The organism is Salipaludibacillus neizhouensis, assembly GCF_002886185.1.
GTDB classification, from domain to species: domain Bacteria; phylum Bacillota; class Bacilli; order Bacillales; family Salisediminibacteriaceae; genus Salipaludibacillus; species Salipaludibacillus neizhouensis.
Genome location: NZ_KZ614146.1, coordinates 511506 through 531707 on the forward strand (window position 1 = coordinate 511506; position 20202 = coordinate 531707).

Sequence of the window (20202 nt, forward strand, 5' to 3'; positions counted from 1 at the left end):
TCTAGGCAAAACGGAGGTTGTTATGAGAAAAGTAGTTATTGGTTCAAGACGAAGTAATTTAGCGATGACCCAAACAAGATGGGTTATTGACCAACTAAACGAATTAAATCTTCCATACGAATTTGAAATTAAAGAAATTGTCACAAAGGGAGATCAAATCCTTGATGTTACACTATCAAAAGTTGGCGGAAAAGGATTGTTTGTAAAAGAAATTGAGAAAGCCATGTATGATGGTGAGATTGATATGGCAGTACATAGTATGAAGGATTTACCTTCAGAAATGGCAGAAGGACTCGTAATCGGAGCAGTCCCGGACCGTGTTGATCCTCGGGATGCATTTATCTCTAACAGTGGTGAAAAGCTGATGGAACTACCGCCAGGATCAATTGTAGGTACAAGCAGCTTAAGACGAAGTGCGCAAGTATTAGCAAGTCGTCCGGATTTGGAAATTCAATGGATTCGGGGGAATATTGATACCCGGCTACGTAAGTGTAGAGAAGAGAACTTCGATGCAATCATTCTAGCTGCAGCTGGACTTGAGCGAGTAGGATGGACGAAAGAGAAAGACTTGGTTACCGAGTATCTTGATCCGGAAACCTGCTTACCTGCAGTAGGACAAGGAGCTTTAGGTATCGAATGCCGAGCAGATGATGAAGATTTATTACAATTGCTAGATAAAATCAATCATCCGGATACTGCAAGAACTGTTTCTGCGGAACGCTCTTTTCTTCATACAGTTGAAGGCGGCTGCCAGGTTCCGATTGGCGGATATGCCGTGTTACAAGAAGACGGTCAGGTGAGTTTAACTGCCCTAGTAGGATCACCCGATGGAAAAATCATTTTCAAAGAAAACATTGTAGGACAGGATCCTATTGCAATCGGGAAAGAAGTTGCTGAAAAAATGTTAAATCAGGGTGCAAAAGAAGTACTCGATAAAGTAAAAGCTGAATTAGATCAATAACTGAGGGGATACACGATGAAAGCACTCCAAGGTGTAACAGTATTAAACACGAGAGCGACTCATCAAGCTGCTTCGTTAACTGAAATGATCGAAAAACGAGGGGGAATTTCAATAGAAATTCCCCTTATTGCGATTAAAGAACCTGAAAATTTTCTTGAAAGAAATCGTCAGCTTCAACAAGTAATGCACTGTGATTGGCTTATTTTCACGAGTGCAAATAGCTTCGAGTTTACAATGAATGCGATGATAGCAGGAAATATGCCTTTCCGTGAAATTATCATGCAGCGAAAAATTGCAGTAGTGGGCTCGAAGACAAAGGCCGCCGTAGAAAAAAAAGGGTTTAACGTCGATTTGTATCCACGAGATTTTGATGCAGAGCACTTAGCAGAAAAACTAATTGATCATACTAGTAAAGGGGAGACCTTTTTTTATCCTAGAAGCAACTTATCAAGAAAAGTATTAGTGGATAAATTGAAGCTGTCAAATCGCCATGTTAGTGAAATGGTTGCCTATGAAACAACGATAAATAAGCAGTTTCAAGAAGAATTGAATGAAATCATTTATAAAAAATCTGTCGATGTCGTTATTCTCACAAGCCCATCCGCTGTGTGTTCCTTTTTTGAACAAATCACAAGCGAGAACAAAGTATACGTAAAAGAAACTTTAACGATAGCAGTGATAGGGCGTGTGACAGAAGAGGCACTTTCGCGATATGATGTAAGTAACATCCTTGTACCTGAAACATATACACTGGAAGCCGTTCTGGCATTAATTGAAAAAAATACATAACGTTTTGAAGGAGGAAATACAATGGAAAATGCTGAATTCCGTCGCCATCGTAGGTTAAGAAGGACTGCTGGAATCCGTTCGAGTGTCCGAGAAACACATCTTCGCACAGAAGACTTTATCTATCCTCTTTTTGTTGTAGAAGGCAAAAATGTAAAAAATGAGGTAGCATCTATGCCGGGTGTTTATCACCGCTCTCTCGACTTATTAAACGGAGAAGTAGATGAAGCCGTTGAGAGAGGCATTCAGTCGATTATTTTATTTGGCCTTCCTGATGAGAAAGATGATGTAGGTTCGTGTGCATATGATACAAATGGAATTGTTCAAAGAGCAACAAGACAAATTAAAGCTAGCCATCCGGAGTTAACGGTGATCGCTGATACGTGTCTTTGTCAATTTACAGACCATGGACACTGTGGGGTAGTGGAGGATGGAAACATCCTTAATGATGAATCACTGGCATTACTCGCAAAGACAGCCGTATCCCAAGCAGAGGCGGGTGCAGATATTATTGCACCGTCGAATATGATGGATGGTTTTGTTTCAGCCATCCGTGCCGGGTTGGACCAAGCAGGCTATGAAGACATTCCGATTATGAGCTATGCTGTGAAATATGCTTCAGCATTTTACGGACCATTCCGTGATGCTGCGAATAGTTCGCCGAAGTCTGGTGACCGTAAAACATACCAAATGGACCCAGCGAACAGACGTGAAGCTTTCCGTGAAGCACAATCGGATGTCGATGAAGGAGCGGACTTTTTAATTGTGAAACCTGCTCTGTCCTATCTCGATATTATCCGGGACATTCGTGATCGTCATGATTTGCCAATCGTTGCCTATAACGTCAGCGGGGAATATGCGATGGTGAAGGCTGCCGCACAAAACGGCTGGATTGATGAGAAAGAAGTAGTATTGGAGAAACTAACAAGTATGAAACGCGCCGGTGCAGATATGATCCTGACTTATTTTGCAAAAGACGCAGCAGCTTGGTTGAACGAAAGTAATTAATAGAAAGGTGGAAACATGCATGAATTGGAGTAAATCTGTCGAAGCATTTAACGAAGCAAAGCCACTAATGCCAGGCGGGGTAAATAGTCCCGTACGAGCATTTAAATCAGTAAACATGGATCCTATTTATATGGACCACGGAAAAGGTTCTCATATTTGGGATATCGATGGCAATGAATATATTGATTATATTCTTTCATGGGGACCACTGGTTCACGGTCACGCAGATGACCAAGTGGTAGATGCAATAAAAGCTGTCGCAGAAAAAGGGACGAGCTTCGGGGCTCCTCATGAAATGGAATCAAAGCTTGCAAAACTAGTGATTGAGCGCGTTCCGTCGATAGAGGTTGTGCGAATGGTCAACTCAGGAACAGAGGCGACGATGAGTGCACTACGGTTAGCGAGAGGTTATACAGGACGTGATAAGATCTTGAAATTTGAAGGCTGTTATCACGGACACGGGGATTCATTATTAATTAAAGCAGGATCCGGTGTCGCAACGTTAGGGCTTCCTGATAGCCCTGGTGTACCCAAATCAGTGGCAGCAACAACACTGACGGTCCCTTACAATGATTTAGATAGTTTAAAGGTTGCTTTCGAAAACTTTGGTGACGATATTGCTGCTGTAATTTTAGAGCCAGTAGCCGGTAATATGGGTGTTGTTAGACCTGAACCCGGATTTTTAGAAGGTGTACGAGCTGTTACGGAAGATCACGGTTCATTAATGATTATGGATGAGGTAATGACCGGATTCCGTGTCGGTTACAACTGTGCGCAGGGAGAACTTGGAGTAACACCCGATCTAACTTGCTTAGGAAAAGTTATTGGGGGCGGTCTTCCTGTAGGTGCTTTTGGTGGTAAAAGAGAAATCATGGAGCGAATTGCTCCGGCTGGAGACATTTATCAAGCTGGCACACTTTCCGGAAATCCGTTGGCAATGACAGCTGGTTACGAAACATTAAGTCAGTTAACGAAAGAAAGCTATGAGCACTTTGATAAATTAGGGAAACAACTTGCAAAAGGTTTGGCAGCAGCAGCAGCTAAACATAATATCCCTCATTATGTAACGAGAGCAGGATCAATGGTAGGTTTCTTCTTTACGAATGAAAAAGTAATTAATTTTGAAACAGCGTCGTCGTCAAATTTAGATATGTTTAATCAGTATTTCCGGCTTATGCTCGAGAGTGGAGTATCCATCGCTCCTTCCCAATTTGAAGGGATGTTCTTGTCAACAAAGCATACGGAACAAGATATTAATCAAACAATTGATGCAGCAGAGAAAGCTTTTGCTCAAATTCAAAAATAACAGTAATAAGATCCCTTGAAGAAAGTGTCATTCTTTTAAGGGATCTTTTTTTGATTGTCTTTTTAGTGACACGTAGATTAGCATTTGGGTGTGAGTGTCACTAAGATGCCCAGATAGGATAGGTACTCTCAACTGTCTTCAGGCGTGTGAATGTCGGCTAACCAACAGGATAGTGACATTCAGACTAGAGAGCCGCATCTGAGTGTTTCTAAGGGATGTTTACAGTTCCACTCAGATGAGATCAGCCAGACTCAGTGTCACTATAAAACATAAATGGAGAAAAAACACTCGCCTCCTGACCCTTATCTAGAAAAACAAGACTACTTTTTTAATAAAAGAGCCATTTCGATTTAAATCAGTCCCTCATGCGTGATCGCTTTTTCCACTTCATCGGTTAATAAACCCATTTCTAGAAGCACCTGCTTCAAGGTTTTATTCTCGATATCCGCCTGCATCCCGATTTTTGCAGCAAGGTCATAACCCATAATTGGATTAAGTCCTGTTACAAGAGATAAGCTCGATTCCATAAACGTTTTACATGCTACTTCATCTGCTTGGATGCCAAGGATACATTTTGCAACAAGTGTCGATATAGCATTCGACATAATTTCAATGGAATCTAGTAAAGTGTGTGCAATGAGGGGCATCATCACATTGATTTCCAACTGGCTGGCTATTCCGGCTGTAGCTATGGCTGTTTCATAACCGATGACTTGGCAGCATACCATATGGACCATTTCTAAGATTGCCGGGTTAACCTTTCCGGGCATAATGGTCGACCCAGGTTGGACAGGAGGAAGGCTGATTTCAGCTAACCCTGTTCGAGGACCTGAGCTTAATAGTCGTAGGTCGCTAGTAATTTTAATTAAATGGACGGCCAGTTCTTTCAGTGCCCCCATGGTATGAATCGCGGCATTTCTATTTTGCATAAAACTAAACATATTACTAGGTTGTCGAAAAGGCATTTCTAATCGATTACTAATGACCTGGACTACTTTTTTTGGGTAATCTGGATGAGTGTTGATGACTGTTCCAATTGCATTTCCGCCAAGACCGATTTCATATAATGGGTCTAGAGTAGCTTCAATTTGGGTATAAACCGATTGAATAGTGCTTGCAAAACCGGAGAATTCTTGTCCTAATTGAATGGGAACTGCATCGTGTAAATGAGTTCTACCGGATTTCAATATCGGCATAAATTCAACTGATTTATCTTGAAGTGCCTGTTGTAAATCTAACAGTGCAGGCATAAGTTTACTAGTGATATTTTCAACTGCTGCTATATGGAGTGCAGACGGAAAAGTATCGTTTGTTGATTGGGCCATGTTGACGTGATCATTTGGGTGGACTCGAAAAGATCCCACCGGTCCATTGGAGGAATTCTTTAATAATTCAGTAGCACGGTTTCCAATAACCTCATTTGCATTCATATTTTGAGAGGTTCCAGCACCGGCTTGGTAAACATCCACTTTAAATTGGTCATCCCATTTTCCTTGGATAACCTCTTCAGATGCCTCTATAATGGCATTAGCCGTTTCTTTAGGTAGTTTTCCTAATTCCATGTTTGTTAAAGCTGCAGAAGACTTAATGATCCCTTGAGCTCTAATAAAAGACCGGGGTAATGTTTTATTACTTATTGGAAAGTTTCCTATGGCACGTTGAGTTTGAGATCCATAATACGCGGAAGCAGGAACCAGTACGACACCCAACGTATCCATTTCTTTACGGTATTGATCGGAAGACATGAAATCCACTCCTTCGTTACCAATTTTATAGTAAACTTTGACTAACCGTTATTATGACCATAGGTGAGGATTAATAACCGAATGTTAAAAGACAAACGCGACAAACAAAAAAAACTTATTTTGAAATGGAGCATGATAGAAAATGAGTTATTATAAAATGTTACGGGATCATGTAGGGCAAGAACCGTTAATTTTACCAGGATCGACAGTGATTTTAATGAAAGAAAATCAAGTTTTATTACAAAAGCGAGATGACGGAGACTGGGGACTTCCAGGTGGTCTGATGGAGAGAGGAGAAAGTTTTGAGGAAACAGCTGTGCGAGAGGTTTTTGAAGAAACAGGCTTGCGGATTGAAAAAAAAGCCCTGAACAAAATAGATGTGTTCTCCGGAAAAGATTATTATGTAGTGGCACCAAATGGGGACCCCTTTTATGTTATCGCCGCGCTGTTTTATACGAATAATTTTACAGGTGAATTAGTCATTGATAACGAAGAAACGTTAGACTTAAAATATTATTCTTTGAATGAACTTCCGGAAAAAATAAAAGGATCTCATCGGCATTTTTTAAAGTTATTTTCAGAGATATAGATATATTTTGTAACTATTATCGACGGGGATTCATGTTGGACCCGTCGATGGAATATCCTCTGATAGCGACATTAATATTTTTATCCTCCGTCTTTACTTCTCTATCCTCATATTCTCCTATTAGGCATAATTGACTTCCTTTTTACATACAAGTGTATCGTATGAGTCTTTGTTCGTTCAGAAGTTGGACAACAAGCTAAAGTGCTCAATAGTAGTGAGATTTAGCAGGATGGAAAAGAGGAGGAATCATATTGAATAATGAAGGGTCTACATCGTTATCCTTTCCCATGAAAGAAGGGATTTGGCTTGATCGAGGGAAAAAACTAGATGAATTATTGACACTATCCTTAGAACCGGTTATCGACGTGGATGAAAAGGAAGATGAAGTAACTGTAAAAGGCGTACTTCAACTGTTTGGTGAATATCGCCCCTTAGAAAAGGAAGAATCTACGGGGAATCAGGCATCGTCCCTTGTTGATCAGTCAGCCTTCCGATCCGTGGAAGAGGTATCGTTATCTGAGGAAGGAATTGGTGAAATCCGGCACGAGTTCCCGATTGAAGTAACTATCCCTAGAGAACGTGTAGCTCGCCTTGAAGATATTTCTGTGGAAATAAATGAATTCGATTATGTTATGCCTGAGAAAGGTTTTCTGGAAATTACCGCTGATCTATCTATTTCTGGTGTGAGAGCCGAAGAACCAGTCTCAACTTCTGATGACGCAGAAGAGAGCACAGAGAAAGAGCTTGCACGTGAGGATAGGTCCTTTACGTTTGAGCAAGTAAGGAAAGTGGATGAGAAGGAACCGGATCAACTGTTTGGTGTTAGTGAGTCATCAGAAGGTTCTGAAGAGGAAGATTCAAGTGAAGAAGAAGAAAGTCAAGAAAATGAATTGACTTTCCAAGAACCGGTTACAGAAATCAAACGAGAACCATCGTGGTTGGATGAGAAAGAACTAGTTGGTACCATCGATGTTGAGGAAGAAGAGGATCATGCACCAAAAGTAAGCTTCCGATCCGTATTAGACGAAGAGGAAACGATAGAAGTTAGGGAAGAGCCAGAAGCATCCCATGATAATGACTATCAAAAAGAAGTGGTAAAAGCGCCACGTCGTTTCCCAAAAAATGAGACCAGAAAGCTAGAGGATGAGGAAAAATCCACGGAATCAAATGTGAAAGATGAAGAAGAAAGAGAACATGAAAATGCTCTGTATTTAACAAAGATGATGGCAAATGAGGCAGAAGCTTATTCAAAATTAAGGATGTGTATTGTCCAAGATGGCGAATCTTTGGATATGATTGCTGATCGCTACAAACTACAAGTGAGTCACCTGATGAGAACAAATCGTTTAGATGAGGAACAGGTTTCTGAAGGGCAAATATTATATATTCCAAGTCGACAATCTTCCTCAACCAGTTAAGGAAAGGGGGAGGAGTTATGATTAAGATTGAGCTATTGGAAAGAAGTTATCCTTTTCAATCGATAAGATGGATGATTGAAGGGAAAATTATGGATACGAATAAAGGAATGAAGGCTGTTCAACTTTGGAAAGACGAAGATTTATTAGCATGGCATATCAAGTGGAGAGATGCATTAGCAGAGCACACTGGTATCATGACCAATCGTATGATTCAGACAATTACGGGGGAGAAGGTTCTATCGACTGATCTTGGGTTTATTACGGTCCATGATGTTGTGGAAGAAGCCTTTCCAATTTTCGATCATCCCAAGCAGATAGGGCAGTTTCTGGGGAAATATCTCGCATGCACGGCTACTGAAGAAGATGATAGAGAAGTTCCTATCATTCCCGATCTAGAAAGAGATTTTGACATTCGTTTTTTTGAAGATTTGTCACAATGGGATATTCTCCAAAAATTGAATCTAGAAGCTAAAAAAAGAGTGACAAAGGTTCGTGAACTGTTAAAAAATCATAGTCAGATCGTCTACCATAACATCGTGCCACCGATTGAGTCTCTTATCCAAGCAAGATCTATTCATCACCAGCTGTTCTGGGAGACCAGTGAAAAGAAACCTATATCTTGTTATGAAGCCTTAAGAAATGTGCTCCATGAATGGCATACAGAGGGACATGGGGCAAAAATAAAAGAAGTACTAGATGGTATTGATGAAACTTTCCCTCTCTCGGAAGAACGTGGAACGGCGTTATTAGCGAACTGTTTGTATCCTTGGGAATTACGGTCATTCGTTGCGAACGCTCTTGATAATGATGGTACTGGAACAATGGAGCAGCACTTTCAGTCATTTGCGCAGGAGTGGGACATTTCAAGGCAGCTTGTCAAAGATGTTGCAGGATGGTTGGTAAATAGCAGAGAGGGGGTTGTTCAAGGATGAAGGAAACCTTGTCTACACCGTCAATAAGGGCAATCCTCTTTCACTATGATCTTTTCCCGCAAAAATTAGAAGCGATAGGAAAAATAGTTAAAGTAGAGACCCGGTACGGGACCTTTGCATTGAAACAAACAAAAATGACTCGGGAGGAAGGGGAATGGTTTATCCATGTTATCCGGCGACTAGATAGAATGAACTATCCGTTCGTTGTCCCAATCATTCCTACAAAATACGGGGATTACCTTGCGATGGATGATCATTCCACCTATTACCTCATGCCCTGGTACGAGGACCATCATGAGTTTCGTCACCCTGTCCAACCGGAAGAAACGCTCATTGAAGAAATTGCTAAGTTACATGGGCTAACGGAAAGAGTGCAGGATTATTCCGAAGAGTCTTTATTAGAATCTTATAACCATTTGAAAAAAAGGTGGGATTTAAGGAAACTTGAGGTAGAAAAATTTGTAGATAGGATAGAGGCGCATACGTTTTATTCTCCATTTGAAATGGCATTTCTTACTCATTTCGAACGAGTTTCGCAAATGGCTCAAGAAGCAGAAAGAAATTTAGACCTATGGCTTGAGAAAGCAAAAGAATTGAAAAGTTACCGAAGTGTCTTGTGTCATGGACGTGTGAAACGAAACCATGCACTGTTTGATCCTTATGGTGCAGCACATTTTATTAACTTTGAAAAAGCTGTACTTGATTCTCCGGCAAGAGACCTGGCAACGCTTTTCCGGCACTTTTTTCATGAAGAACCTTGGAATGACATTGACGGGCTTCACTGGCTTGCGATCTATGAAAAACAATTTGCACTTTTTGATGATGAGCGCCACTTATTCATTAGCTATTTAGCGTTTCCAGAAAGTATTTATCAGATGATGGACCATTATGTGAAGCCAAATCGAACTATATCTGAACTCGCTTGTGTAAAGCAGCTTGAACGTCGTTTGTTAACGATGGGAAGAATTCATCGGTTAATGAGTGAAATGTATAAAAAAGAGTAATCGGGTGTAAGGGAAAACCTGACAAAAGGAAACTACCAATTTATAGTTGGTAGTTTCCTTTTTGATCTATAAGCTCTAAATTCAGATGTAGTTATGAATAAATGTGTAAATGGTGGAAATAATACTCATAATTACTAATGTTAAATTTGGAAAGGAGTGAAAAAAGTGACAGAAAAAAAGACTTCAAAAATGTCCCGGCGCCGGTTCATCAAAAACTCGAGCTATGCAGCCGGGGGTGCGATCGGCGGGGGCTTTCTAGGTACGGTCCTTAGCAAGAACCTTTTTGGCAACAACAATGAAAACCAGGGACAGAAACAGGGAGCAACCAACAACGAATCAACGAATTACAATCAGGCATTGATGTACTTTACGAGACAGAGTGATTTTGAAATTCTCAGCTCCGCGACGGAACGGATTTTCCCGGAGGATGATAATGGACCAGGGGCAGTGAAACTCGGAGTGCCGTTTTTTATCGATCACCAGTTAGCCGGTTCATACGGCAGAAACGACAGGGAATATATGCGGGGTCCGTTTTATCCTGCTTCTGACTTTCAGGGCTACCAGACGAGACTGAAAAGACATGAAGTATTTGATGTCGGCATCCAGGCAATCGAACGAGAAAGCAAAAACCAATTTGACACTTCTTTTGTCGATCTTGAAGGCGAACAGCAAGATCAAATACTACAAAAATTCCAGGACGGAGAAGTCGACCTGAAAGGGGTAACTCCCACTACTTTCTTTGAATTACTCCGGTCGGCAACGATTGAAGGGGCTTATTCTGACCCGCTTTACGGAGGGAATAACAACATGGAAGGCTGGATGATGAAAGAGTTTCCGGGCAACTACATGAGTTACATCAATGAAATCGACAAAAAAGATTTTATTAAAAAAGAACCAAAAGCTTTAAGAGCACACATCGCTCACTAGAGAAAAGGAGGACGAACAGTGGCTACAACATTGGATAAGGTAGAAGTAGTTACCGTCGGAGTTGGCTGGACAGGCGGTATTATTGCAGCTGAACTTGCCAAACAAGGAGTTCAAGTCGTCGGTCTTGAACGAGGCAAAGCAAGATCCACGGAAGACTTTCAACATATCCACGACGAATACCGTTATGCGATCCGATATGAATTGATGCAGGATCTTTCCCGGGAAACTATTACATTTCGTAATCACCGGGATGAACGCGCTTTGCCAATGCGGCAATTAGGTTCTTTCCTATTAGGAGAAGGGCTTGGTGGTGCGGGCGTCCACTGGAACGGCCAGACATATCGGTTTTTGCCATATGATCTGCAAATCAAGACGATGACCGAAGAAAAGTATGGAAAAAACAAACTCGGTGAAGACTACATCCTTCAGGACTGGGGGATCAGTTACGAAGAGTTGGAACCGTATTTTTATAAATTCGAACAGACGGCAGGAATAAGCGGAGAAGACAACAAGAACAGTGCTCCGCGAGAAAACGATTATCCGACCCCGCCGATGAAAGAAACACCGATCACGAAGCGATTCAAGGACGCAGCAAAAAACTTGAAATTGAGTCCCTACCATATGCCATCCGGAAACCTTTCTGAAAATTATGAGAACCCTGATGGCCAAACGATCAACCAGTGCCAATATTGTGGTTTTTGTGAACGTTTCGGTTGTGAATATGGGGCGAAATCTTCCCCGAATGTGACGGTAATTCCTACGGCTGAGAAAACAGGGAAATTTGAATTAAGAACCCATGCCAATGTGACGGAAGTGATCTATGAGGGAGGCAAAGCTACCGGAGTAAAATATATCGACCTGCAAACAGGCGAAGAATTTATTCAACCCGCAGATATTGTCGTGCTGACAAGTTATGTCATGAACAATGTCCGGTTATTGTTGAATTCCGGAATCGGACGTCCTTATGATCCGGAGAGTAGAACCGGAGTTATTGGCAAAAACTATTGTTATCAAATATTACCTGGTGCGACAGGTTTCTTTGAGGAAGAAAAATTCAACACCTATATGGGGGCAGGTTCGCTTGGGGCTTCTGTGGATGATTATAATGGCGATAACTTTGATCATTCGAATCTGGACTTCATACACGGGGGTGTAATAGCGATTACGCAAACGGGGAAGCGTCCTATCAACAACAACACCGCGCCTAACGATACACCGAACTGGGGGAAAGAGTTCAAGTCCCAGTCGATCAAATATTATCACCGGAATCTGGCAGTCGGTGTACAAGGTGCTTCCATTCCCCATCGCAACAATTACTTGAGCCTGGACCCGGAATATGAGGATATTTTCGGTTATCCGCTGCTCCGTTTGACCTATGACTATACCGAACAGGACCGGAATCTGCACAACTATTTGACAGAGAAGAGTGCAGAAATCATGAAGGAAATGGGTGCAAGCAGGGTAGAACCTAGAGAAATCAGCGACCATTACAGTATTGTCCCATACCAAACCACTCATAATACCGGCGGAGTGATCATGGGAGGGGACCCCGAAACCTCGGCCGTGAACAATTACTCCCAAATGTGGGATGTCGAGAATTTGTTCGTGGTCGGTGCTTCGGCTTTCGCACATAATGGTGGTTACAACCCGACAGGTACAGTAGGTGCTTTGGCATACCGGGCAGCCGAAGGTATCTTGAAGTATCGAGAAGAAAGCGGACAATTAGTGAAAATTGTTAACGACAGGAAACACGCTTAGAAGAATGCTTGATGGATAATTAAAAAGGAGGGACTGGGGATGGGACTAACGAATATTGGCATTCCAGGGTTGATTATTATTCTGATAGTGACATTGATCATTTTCGGACCGAAGAAATTGCCGGAAATCGGTGCCGCGTTCGGTCAAACACTGTCAGAGTTTAAGAGATCTGCAAGCAATCTGATGAATGATGATTTAGAGGAACAGAAAGTACCTATAGAGTCCGCGGAAACAGACAAAAAAGATAGTCCATCTTGACCAGCCGGGGGGAATCGATGATGCGTGAAGCACATATGGACAATCAAACGTTGGAAGCAGAACAGACGCTCGTTGAACACCTTACCGATTGAAAAAATGGCCGGAACTAGTGGCGAACTTAATCCATTAAGGCCTGAAAGAGAAAATGACTATCCCACACCACCAATGAAAAGTACTCCAATGCTTGACCGTTTTGTGTCAGCAGGGAAAAACTTAGGTCTTCATCCTTTTCGATTACCATCTGCTAACATATCTGAAACCTATGAAAATCCCGATGGAGAAACGTTATATCAATGCCAGTATTGTGGATTTTGTGAAAAATTCGGTTGTGAATATGGGGCAAAATCTACACCGAATGTTACGGTCATTCCAACTGCAAAAAAAACAGGGAACTTTGATCTAAGAACACGTGCCAATGTAACAGCGATCCACCATGACGGAAAGCGTGCAATAGGTGTTAGGTACGTGGACGTCCAAACAGGAGAAGAGTTTGATCAGCCAGCAGATATCGTTGTGTTAACGAGTTATACGTTGAACAATACTCGTCTTTTGTTACAGTCAGATATAGGTCGTCCTTATGATCCTGCAACGGGAAGCGGAGTGATAGGTAAGAATTATTGTTACCATATTACTCCAGTTGTTACTGGTTTCTTTAAGGATAAATTCAATGCTGCTATGGGAGCAGGATCACTAGGATCTACATTAGACGATTATAACAATGACAATTTTGACCACACGAACTTAAATTTTATCCACGGTGGTTCGATAACGATCAAACAATTGGGAAAAAGACCTATTAACGAAAATGCTGCGCCAAGAGATACTCCAACTTGGGGAAAAGAATTTAAAGCAGAATCAATTAAATACTTTAACCGATCTATTCCCGTTACGTCTCAAGGGACATCGTTGCCACATCGCAACAATTATTTAAGTCTTGATCCAACATATAAAGATAGCTATGGAAATCCACTAATTCGTCTAACGTATGACTTTACTGAACATGATCGTACGTTGCATGACTTTATCACAGAAAAATGTGGAGAGATTTTAGAAGAGATGGGTGCGGAGACTGTGGAACCTCGTGAACTGATGGAACACTTTGATATCGTCCCTGGTCACAATGACCATATTACTGGCGGTGTCATCATTGGAGCTGATCCGGAAACCTCCGCATTAAATAACTACTTGCAAATGTGGGATATGGATAATTTATTCGTCATCGGAGCTTCTGCTTTTCCACATAATGGAGGTTATAATCCAACAGGTACGGTTGGGCATTGGCATATCGGGCAGCAGAAGGTATCATCAAGTACCGAGAAGAAAACGGTCCACTAGTAACAGTCAAAAAAGGCAGTGAACATGTATAAGCTTGCAGCTACTTTTACGTCACACGTTCAAGGGAAACCCGACCTCCTTTCGAGTAGCACCTACACTTAGTACGTAGGTGCTACTCGGGGCGGTGGAAGCTGACGCTGCATTTAATAAAAGACGCTTTGCGTTTTTCTTACAAGATAAGAATATATAAGTTGACAGCTATCTTTACGCCACGCGTGTCAAGGGAAAACCACCCTTGACACTTAAATGATGGTGGCGAAAGATAACGATGTATATAAGAAAAGACGCTACGCGTTTTTCTTAAGGAGGTAACACATATGAGTTTAACTAACATAGGTATTCCTGGCTTGATCATTATCCTTGTTGTAACCTTGATTATTTTTGGACCGAAAAAACTCCCTGAAATTGGAGCGGCATTTGGCCAAACTTTATCGGAGTTTAAAAAATCAGCAAATAGTCTGATGAACGAAGAAGAGTCTGAAAAGAAAAGCAAGAATTCGTCAGAGGATGAAAAAGATACTCCATTTAAAAACGTATAGTTTTAGGGGGGATAATGATGCCTGAAGCAAGTAATCCATCATTAGATGAAGAACAGTCACTGATAGCACATATTACGGATCTTAGAAAATCAATCATTCGTTCTGTTGTTTTCTTTTTAGTTTGTTTTATCATATTTCTAGTAGCTATTAATTATGTAATACCACTACTGACAAATGAAAATAAACTAGTGATGTTAGGTCCACTCGATGTAGTAAGGTTTTATACTGGGATTGCAGGAAGTTTGAGTCTTGGATTTTCTGCTCCATTTATTGGTTATCAAATATGGAAGTTTGTAAAACCTGCTTTGACACCGCAAGAAAGTAAAACAGCTTTGTCGTTTATTCCAAGTATTTTTCTTAGCTTTCTAGCAGGTATTGCTTTTGGTTTTTTTATTATCTTTCCAACTTGTTATGGGTTTCTTATGAATATAGGAACCAATAATTTTGATATGATGATCACGGCCAAAGAGTACTTTTCCTTTATGCTGATGACATCCATTCCGCTTGGATTTTTGTTTGAAGTGCCGTTATTACTTATGTTTTTAACGGCGGTTGGGGTAGTGACACCGAAGAAATTAGCGGAAATCAGAAAGTATGGTTATCTCATGATGGCTATTGTATCTGCATTGATCACCCCCCCGGATGTGATTTCGCAAATTATTGTTCTAGGGCCTTTAATTGGTTTGTACGAGTTGGGATTAATTCTTTCAAAAGTGATGTATAAACGTAAATTGCGCCAAGAGGAGAGTCCATCAGAAACTATATCTTAGACCTAAAAGCTATATGCCTAGAAAATTAGACCACTAATAAAGTCTGAAATTACCTGGCAATGTCTTCGCTCTCCGCAAGCCTATTTGGAGAAATGTGCTCCTAATAGGCTTGCGAAGGATGCATAGGCTTCATCGAATCAGAAAAAGGGCACTGAAAAAGTAAAAACCAACTTTTTCCAGTACCCTTAGGCATGTGGGCGTTCTTTTAGAAATGAGATTTTATAGTTTACAGCTATCTTCTTGCCGCTGTCTCAGGGAAAAATCTTAAACATGCAGAAGAAGATTAACGCTGTATAACCTGCTCGTCGTCTCTTTATTTAAAATAATGAAATAAATAAATAACAGTTAAAATACCGAGAAATATTACGTCGAAGGTTGTTGGCAAGAGTAAGGTACGAATAAATTGAAAAATGATTAAAAGAAGCACCACTTGAAAAAATCCGTCTACAATATATTGAAAACGCCAATGAGTTCTTTTTCTTCCCATATTTCTCTGCATTTTACGATACATGTGATGTTGCTTGATTTTTCTCATTATAACGATACCTCCTCTTTTTCTTAAGTGTCATTCTGTAAGTTCCTACGGTGGTTTCTGAAAGGTGGGATAGCCTTAAAGTTCACTCTAGGCGACTACTTTTCTGCAAAACAGTTTAATAACAACCTCATGTATATTGCAGACTATGCTACAACTGTTTAATTGGTGTGTAAGAGGATTAATTATCATTTATTTTGGTAATCCTATAGTAAATTGGATGGAAAATGAAACCTCTATTGATTATATGAATCATAAGGGGTAAAATACGAATATAGTTGAAAATGAAATGTGGAAAGGGAAGAGTACATCTCGAAACCATAAGAGAGGAAAACCAGCGTATATCGTTGCTGAGAGGTTTTCTTGGTGTTAAAGATGGAAAGTCGCCCTGGAGTTGTGGTTTTGAACAGAAAAGAGATTCTTTTCTTAGTAGTTATTGCCGGATCAGCCCGTTAACGCCTTGAGTGTACAGATCTGTTTTCGTTTGTTTTTTGGAAAATGAAAGTTTGTGTTGCTAGGAAGATCTGTAAACAAAGGTGGTACCGCGAGGAATATAATCCCTTCGTCCTTTGACGAAGGGTTTTTTTTGTATGCAATTTAATCGTTTTCAAGGAGGAGTTTATTATGACAGAGGAACAAAATCAAGTTTCAATGCCGTCTAAGTATGATCCGTTAGGAACAGAAGCGAAGTGGTATAAATACTGGATCGACGGTAAATTTTTTGAAGCTACTGGTGATAAAACGAAAGAACCATATACCATTGTTATTCCACCACCGAACGTAACAGGAAAGCTCCATTTAGGCCATGCTTGGGATTCAACGTTACAGGATATCCTTGTCCGTGTGAAGCGGATGCAAGGCTATGATGCACTTTGGTTGCCTGGGATGGACCATGCGGGGATTGCAACACAAGCTAAAGTTGAAGGAAAACTTCGTGAACAAGGCACCTCTCGTTATGATCTAGGCAGAGAAAAATTCATAGAAAAATCATGGGAATGGAAAGGCGAATATGCGGAGTTTATTCGTGAACAATGGGCAAAACTTGGACTATCCCTTGATTATTCCCGTGAGCGGTTTACGCTGGACGAAGGATTGTCAGAAGCGGTTAAAGAAGTATTTGTTCGTCTTTATGAGGAAGGGCTTATTTACCGTGGAGAATACATTATAAACTGGGATCCTGACACCAAAACAGCGCTGTCGGACATTGAGGTTATTTATAAGGATGTGCAGGGTGGTTTTTATCATATGAAATATCCGCTCGCAGATGGTTCTGGACATATCGAAGTGGCAACAACCCGTCCGGAAACAATGCTTGGTGATACAGCTGTTGCTGTTCATCCTAAAGATGAGCGATATCAAGATCTTGTCGGAAAAAAAGTAATTTTACCGATTGTAGGAAGAGAAATTGAGATTGTTGCCGATGATTATGTAGATATGGAATTTGGTTCTGGAGCAGTGAAGATTACGCCAGCTCATGATCCGAACGATTTTGAAATAGGGAACAGACATGATCTTGAGCGAGTCTTGGTCATGGACGAAGGCGGTAAAATGAATGGAAATGCCGGGAAGTATCAAGGAATGGATCGTTTTGAGTGTCGGAAGCAAATCGTAAAAGACTTGCAAGAAGATGGGATTCTATTTCATATTGAAGAACATGCGCACAGTGTTGGACATTCGGAACGAAGCGGCGCTGTTGTGGAGCCATACCTTTCTACACAATGGTTTGTTAAAATGGGGCCATTAGCGGAACAAGCGATTGAATTGCAGAAAAGTGAAGGAAAAGTAAACTTTGTTCCAGAACGATTTGAAAAAACATATATGCACTGGATCGAAAATATCAGAGACTGGTGCATTTCCCGTCAATTATGGTGGGGTCACCGGATTCCGGCATGGCATCATAAAGAAACGGATGAAATTTATGTTGGAAGAACAGCACCTCAGGATATTGAGAAGTGGGAGCAGGATGAAGATGTATTAGATACGTGGTTTAGCTCTGCGTTATGGCCGTTCTCCACAATGGGCTGGCCGAACGTGGATGCAGAAGATTTCCAACGGCATTACTCGACTAACGCACTCGTTACAGGATACGACATCATCTATTTCTGGGTGGCTCGCATGATTTTCCAAGGAATACATTTCACTGATGAAAGACCGTTTAAAGATGTGTTAATCCATGGGCTTATTCGTGACGAACAAGGTCGTAAAATGAGTAAATCCTTAGGAAATGGTGTTGATCCACTTGAAGTGATTGATAAGTACGGAGCAGATGCTCTTCGCTTTTTCATCAGCACTGGCAGTTCTCCAGGGAATGACCTTCGTTTTTATTGGGAAAAGGTCGAGGCGAACTGGAACTTTGCAAATAAGATCTGGAATGCATCCCGTTTTGCGTTAATGAATATGAATGGATTAAAGTATGAAGAGATCGATATTAGTGGCAAAAAATCGATCGCGGATAAGTGGATTCTTACCCGATTACAGGAGACAACCGATCACGTTACCAAATTTATTGATACGTATGAGTTTGGTGAAGTTGGCCGATCGTTGTATAACTTTATTTGGGATGATTTCTGTGATTGGTACATTGAAATGGCAAAGTTACCGTTAAATGGGGAAGACGAAGAAGCCAAGCATACGACGCGATCCATTCTTGCCTATGTATTAGATGAAACGATGAGATTGTTACATCCGTTTATGCCTTTTATTACGGAAGAGGTTTGGCAACACCTTCCTCATAAAGGGGAATCGATTACGATTGCTTCATGGCCGGTGAAAGAAGAGTCTCTTATGGACACCGAGTCTGTAAAAGATATGCAACTTTTGCAAGAGATCATTCGCTCTGTTAGAAATACCCGTTCAGAATTAAATGTTCCAATGAGCAGAGAAATAAAGCTTTACATTAAAGCAAACTCTTCTAATGTGCTAGCACAATTGGAACGTGGAAAGTCATACTTAGAGCGTTTCTGTAATCCAAGTGAATTAGTGATCTCGACAGACTTAGAGGCACCAGAGAAATCAATGAGTTCCATTTTATCAGGTGTTGAACTTTACATGCCGCTTGAAGGACTTTTGGATCTTGATGCCGAAATAGATAGATTAAACAAAGAAGTAAAACGTTTAGATGGAGAAGTAATCAGACTTCAGAAAAAACTAGGAAACGAAGGCTTCATCAAAAAAGCACCTGAAAGTGTGGTTGCTGAAGAACGAGAAAAAGAAAAAGACTACACAGCTCAACGTGAAAAAGTCCAATTAAGAATAGCAGAATTGAAAAAATAACTGTTTTCCAAATAATGGGGGGTCTGTCCCCCATAGAGGTGATGACATGCAAGAGATTGCTTTTTACAATGATCAATTTGTAGATATGAATGAAAAAGTGGTACCAATTCAGGAACGTGGCCATCAATTTGGTGATGGCATTTACGAAGTAATTCGCGTCTACCATGGCGTCCCGTTTTATTTGGATGCTCATATGCAGCGGCTCAAAAAAAGTGCGGCTGCAATTGAGCTTCAATTACCTTTTTCTGTTGCTGAAATAAAAGAATTATGCATGGAAGGACTTCGCAGGTCTGACATGGAGGAAGCAGAAATATATATGCAGATTACCCGTGGAATTCACAGTCGTCAGCATCACTATCCAGATCAAGCAAACTCTGTTTTTTCGATGACTGTTAGAAGAGCAAAAATTATCTCCAGTCAAGTCCGGACTGAAGGAATTAATGTTTTAACAGTAGAAGACGATCGTTGGAAAAAATGCTATATCAAATCTCTTAATCTATTACCTAATGTGATGGCAAAGCAAAAAGCTATCACAAATGGCTGTCAAGAAGCGGTTTACCATGACAATGGGATTGTGAAAGAAGGATGCAGCAGTAATCTCTTTATCGTAAAAAATGGAGTATTAGCGACATATCCGGCGTTAGATGGTATTTTACATGGAATTACTAGACAAATAGTTATGGAATTAGCAAAAGAGAGAAACATAAAAGTCGTTGAGAAAACTTTTACACTTGATGATCTTAAACAAGCAGACGAGGCATTTGTGACGAGTACGAATATGGAAATTGTTCCTTTGAAGCAGGTAGATGAAGATATTCTGCCAACGGAGCGACCAATAAGTAATCAACTTATCAAAGCATATCAACGAAAAGTACTGGAAAAAGTAACTAGCTAAACAAGTAAAATAACAACAACCAAATTATATTTCTAGAAGAGGCTGAATTAAATCAGTCTCTTTTTTTTTTTGCGGGGATTTATAAATTATTTTATCCTAATCAGTCGTCAATAATTCCCATCACTTTTATAGGTGGTTCGTAATGAAACAAGTTCAACTTTGGAAT

18 protein-coding genes and 1 other annotated feature are annotated in these 20202 nt (G+C 40.7%); of the genes, 16 read left to right on the forward strand and 2 right to left on the reverse strand.

Going from position 1 to position 20202, the window contains the following annotated elements; translation table 11 throughout:
- Positions 1-22: 22 nt before the first annotated feature.
- Genes hemC through hemL form a run of 4 tightly spaced genes read left to right on the forward strand, consistent with a single transcriptional unit; the run spans position 23 to position 4061 of the window.
- Positions 23-961 (forward strand): hydroxymethylbilane synthase, encoded by a 939-nt coding sequence (gene hemC / locus CEF18_RS02225; protein ID WP_110934971.1) that lies wholly within the window; start codon positions 23-25, stop codon positions 959-961.
- A 15-nt stretch (positions 962-976) separates the two neighbouring features.
- Complete coding sequence (locus CEF18_RS02230; RefSeq protein WP_110934972.1) at positions 977-1750, forward strand: uroporphyrinogen-III synthase; 774 nt, start codon at positions 977-979, stop codon at positions 1748-1750.
- 21 nt (positions 1751-1771) lie between these two features.
- Positions 1772-2755 carry a porphobilinogen synthase gene (gene hemB / locus CEF18_RS02235; protein WP_110934973.1) on the forward strand — a complete coding sequence of 328 codons (984 nt, stop codon included), beginning with the start codon at positions 1772-1774 and terminating at the stop codon, positions 2753-2755.
- Positions 2756-2774: 19 nt separating this feature from the next.
- Positions 2775-4061, forward strand: coding sequence for a glutamate-1-semialdehyde 2,1-aminomutase (hemL, locus tag CEF18_RS02240; protein WP_110934974.1), 1287 nt, complete (start codon positions 2775-2777; stop codon positions 4059-4061).
- Between the two features lie 350 nt (positions 4062-4411).
- On the opposite strand, the gene CEF18_RS02245 is transcribed toward hemL, so the two are convergent.
- Positions 4412-5806, reverse strand: a complete 1395-nt coding sequence (locus CEF18_RS02245) for a class II fumarate hydratase (RefSeq protein WP_110934975.1) — start codon at positions 5804-5806, stop codon at positions 4412-4414.
- Between the two features lie 142 nt (positions 5807-5948).
- On the opposite strand from CEF18_RS02245, the gene CEF18_RS02250 reads away from it, so the two are divergent.
- The 10 genes from CEF18_RS02250 (at position 5949) to tatC (ending at position 15336) form a co-directional block, all read left to right on the forward strand.
- Entirely contained in the window at positions 5949-6395 is a 447-nt protein-coding gene (locus tag CEF18_RS02250; protein WP_110934976.1) for an NUDIX hydrolase, read from the forward strand.
- A 251-nt stretch (positions 6396-6646) separates the two neighbouring features.
- Positions 6647-7813 (forward strand): stage VI sporulation protein D, encoded by a 1167-nt coding sequence (spoVID, locus tag CEF18_RS02255; RefSeq protein WP_110934977.1) that lies wholly within the window; start codon positions 6647-6649, stop codon positions 7811-7813.
- Between the two features lie 17 nt (positions 7814-7830).
- Positions 7831-8745, forward strand: coding sequence for a hypothetical protein (locus CEF18_RS02260; RefSeq protein WP_110934978.1), 915 nt, complete (start codon positions 7831-7833; stop codon positions 8743-8745).
- Complete coding sequence (gene ysxE / locus CEF18_RS02265; RefSeq protein ID WP_110934979.1) at positions 8742-9749, forward strand: spore coat protein YsxE; 1008 nt, start codon at positions 8742-8744, stop codon at positions 9747-9749. The genes CEF18_RS02260 and ysxE overlap by 4 nt, the downstream gene beginning before the upstream one ends.
- A 165-nt stretch (positions 9750-9914) precedes the next feature.
- Positions 9915-10676, forward strand: a complete 762-nt coding sequence (locus tag CEF18_RS02270) for a gluconate 2-dehydrogenase subunit 3 family protein (RefSeq protein WP_310793585.1) — start codon at positions 9915-9917, stop codon at positions 10674-10676.
- Positions 10677-10694: 18 nt separating this feature from the next.
- Entirely contained in the window at positions 10695-12434 is a 1740-nt protein-coding gene (locus CEF18_RS02275; RefSeq protein ID WP_110934981.1) for a GMC family oxidoreductase, read from the forward strand.
- A 39-nt stretch (positions 12435-12473) separates the two neighbouring features.
- Positions 12474-12692: a twin-arginine translocase TatA/TatE family subunit gene (gene tatA / locus CEF18_RS02280; RefSeq protein WP_110934982.1), complete on the forward strand. Its 219-nt coding sequence runs from the start codon at positions 12474-12476 to the stop codon at positions 12690-12692.
- Between the two features lie 24 nt (positions 12693-12716).
- Positions 12717-14027: a GMC family oxidoreductase gene (locus CEF18_RS02285; RefSeq protein WP_456114855.1), complete on the forward strand. Its 1311-nt coding sequence runs from the start codon at positions 12717-12719 to the stop codon at positions 14025-14027.
- Positions 14028-14344: 317 nt separating this feature from the next.
- Entirely contained in the window at positions 14345-14566 is a 222-nt protein-coding gene (gene tatA, locus CEF18_RS02290; RefSeq protein ID WP_110934983.1) for a twin-arginine translocase TatA/TatE family subunit, read from the forward strand.
- 17 nt (positions 14567-14583) lie between these two features.
- The gene (gene tatC / locus CEF18_RS02295; RefSeq protein ID WP_110934984.1) at positions 14584-15336 is read left to right on the forward strand and encodes a twin-arginine translocase subunit TatC; all 753 of its coding nucleotides are present in this window, start codon (positions 14584-14586) and stop codon (positions 15334-15336) included.
- A gap of 313 nt (positions 15337-15649) precedes the next feature.
- Here the strand turns inward: tatC and CEF18_RS02300 are convergent, their stop codons facing one another.
- On the reverse strand, positions 15650-15871 hold the full coding sequence (locus CEF18_RS02300) for a hypothetical protein (RefSeq protein WP_110934985.1): 222 nt from the start codon (positions 15869-15871) through the stop codon (positions 15650-15652).
- Between the two features lie 280 nt (positions 15872-16151).
- Positions 16152-16441 (forward strand) — a binding site (T-box leader).
- A 51-nt stretch (positions 16442-16492) separates the two neighbouring features.
- Here CEF18_RS02300 and CEF18_RS02305 point away from each other — a divergent pair.
- A complete protein-coding gene (locus CEF18_RS02305; protein WP_110934986.1) occupies positions 16493-19141 on the forward strand; it encodes a valine--tRNA ligase in 2649 nt (882 codons plus the stop codon).
- A 46-nt stretch (positions 19142-19187) separates the two neighbouring features.
- The gene (locus tag CEF18_RS02310; RefSeq protein WP_110934987.1) at positions 19188-20036 is read left to right on the forward strand and encodes an aminotransferase class IV; all 849 of its coding nucleotides are present in this window, start codon (positions 19188-19190) and stop codon (positions 20034-20036) included.
- Positions 20037-20202 lie beyond the last annotated feature (166 nt).

What these genes read in the sequence shown, in the direction of transcription:
- hemC (WP_110934971.1), top strand. Translation starts at nt 23, where the DNA reads ATGAGAAAAGTAGTTATTGGTTCAAGACGAAGTAATTTAGCGATGACC.
- CEF18_RS02230 (WP_110934972.1), top strand. Translation starts at nt 977, where the DNA reads ATGAAAGCACTCCAAGGTGTAACAGTATTAAACACGAGAGCGACTCAT.
- hemB (WP_110934973.1), top strand. Translation starts at nt 1,772, where the DNA reads ATGGAAAATGCTGAATTCCGTCGCCATCGTAGGTTAAGAAGGACTGCT.
- hemL (WP_110934974.1), top strand. Translation starts at nt 2,775, where the DNA reads ATGAATTGGAGTAAATCTGTCGAAGCATTTAACGAAGCAAAGCCACTA.
- CEF18_RS02245 (WP_110934975.1), bottom strand. Translation starts at nt 5,806, where the DNA reads ATGTCTTCCGATCAATACCGTAAAGAAATGGATACGTTGGGTGTCGTA.
- CEF18_RS02250 (WP_110934976.1), top strand. Translation starts at nt 5,949, where the DNA reads ATGAGTTATTATAAAATGTTACGGGATCATGTAGGGCAAGAACCGTTA.
- CEF18_RS02260 (WP_110934978.1), top strand. Translation starts at nt 7,831, where the DNA reads ATGATTAAGATTGAGCTATTGGAAAGAAGTTATCCTTTTCAATCGATA.
- ysxE (WP_110934979.1), top strand. Translation starts at nt 8,742, where the DNA reads ATGAAGGAAACCTTGTCTACACCGTCAATAAGGGCAATCCTCTTTCAC.
- tatA (WP_110934982.1), top strand. Translation starts at nt 12,474, where the DNA reads ATGGGACTAACGAATATTGGCATTCCAGGGTTGATTATTATTCTGATA.
- tatA (WP_110934983.1), top strand. Translation starts at nt 14,345, where the DNA reads ATGAGTTTAACTAACATAGGTATTCCTGGCTTGATCATTATCCTTGTT.
- tatC (WP_110934984.1), top strand. Translation starts at nt 14,584, where the DNA reads ATGCCTGAAGCAAGTAATCCATCATTAGATGAAGAACAGTCACTGATA.
- CEF18_RS02300 (WP_110934985.1), bottom strand. Translation starts at nt 15,871, where the DNA reads ATGAGAAAAATCAAGCAACATCACATGTATCGTAAAATGCAGAGAAAT.
- CEF18_RS02305 (WP_110934986.1), top strand. Translation starts at nt 16,493, where the DNA reads ATGACAGAGGAACAAAATCAAGTTTCAATGCCGTCTAAGTATGATCCG.
- CEF18_RS02310 (WP_110934987.1), top strand. Translation starts at nt 19,188, where the DNA reads ATGCAAGAGATTGCTTTTTACAATGATCAATTTGTAGATATGAATGAA.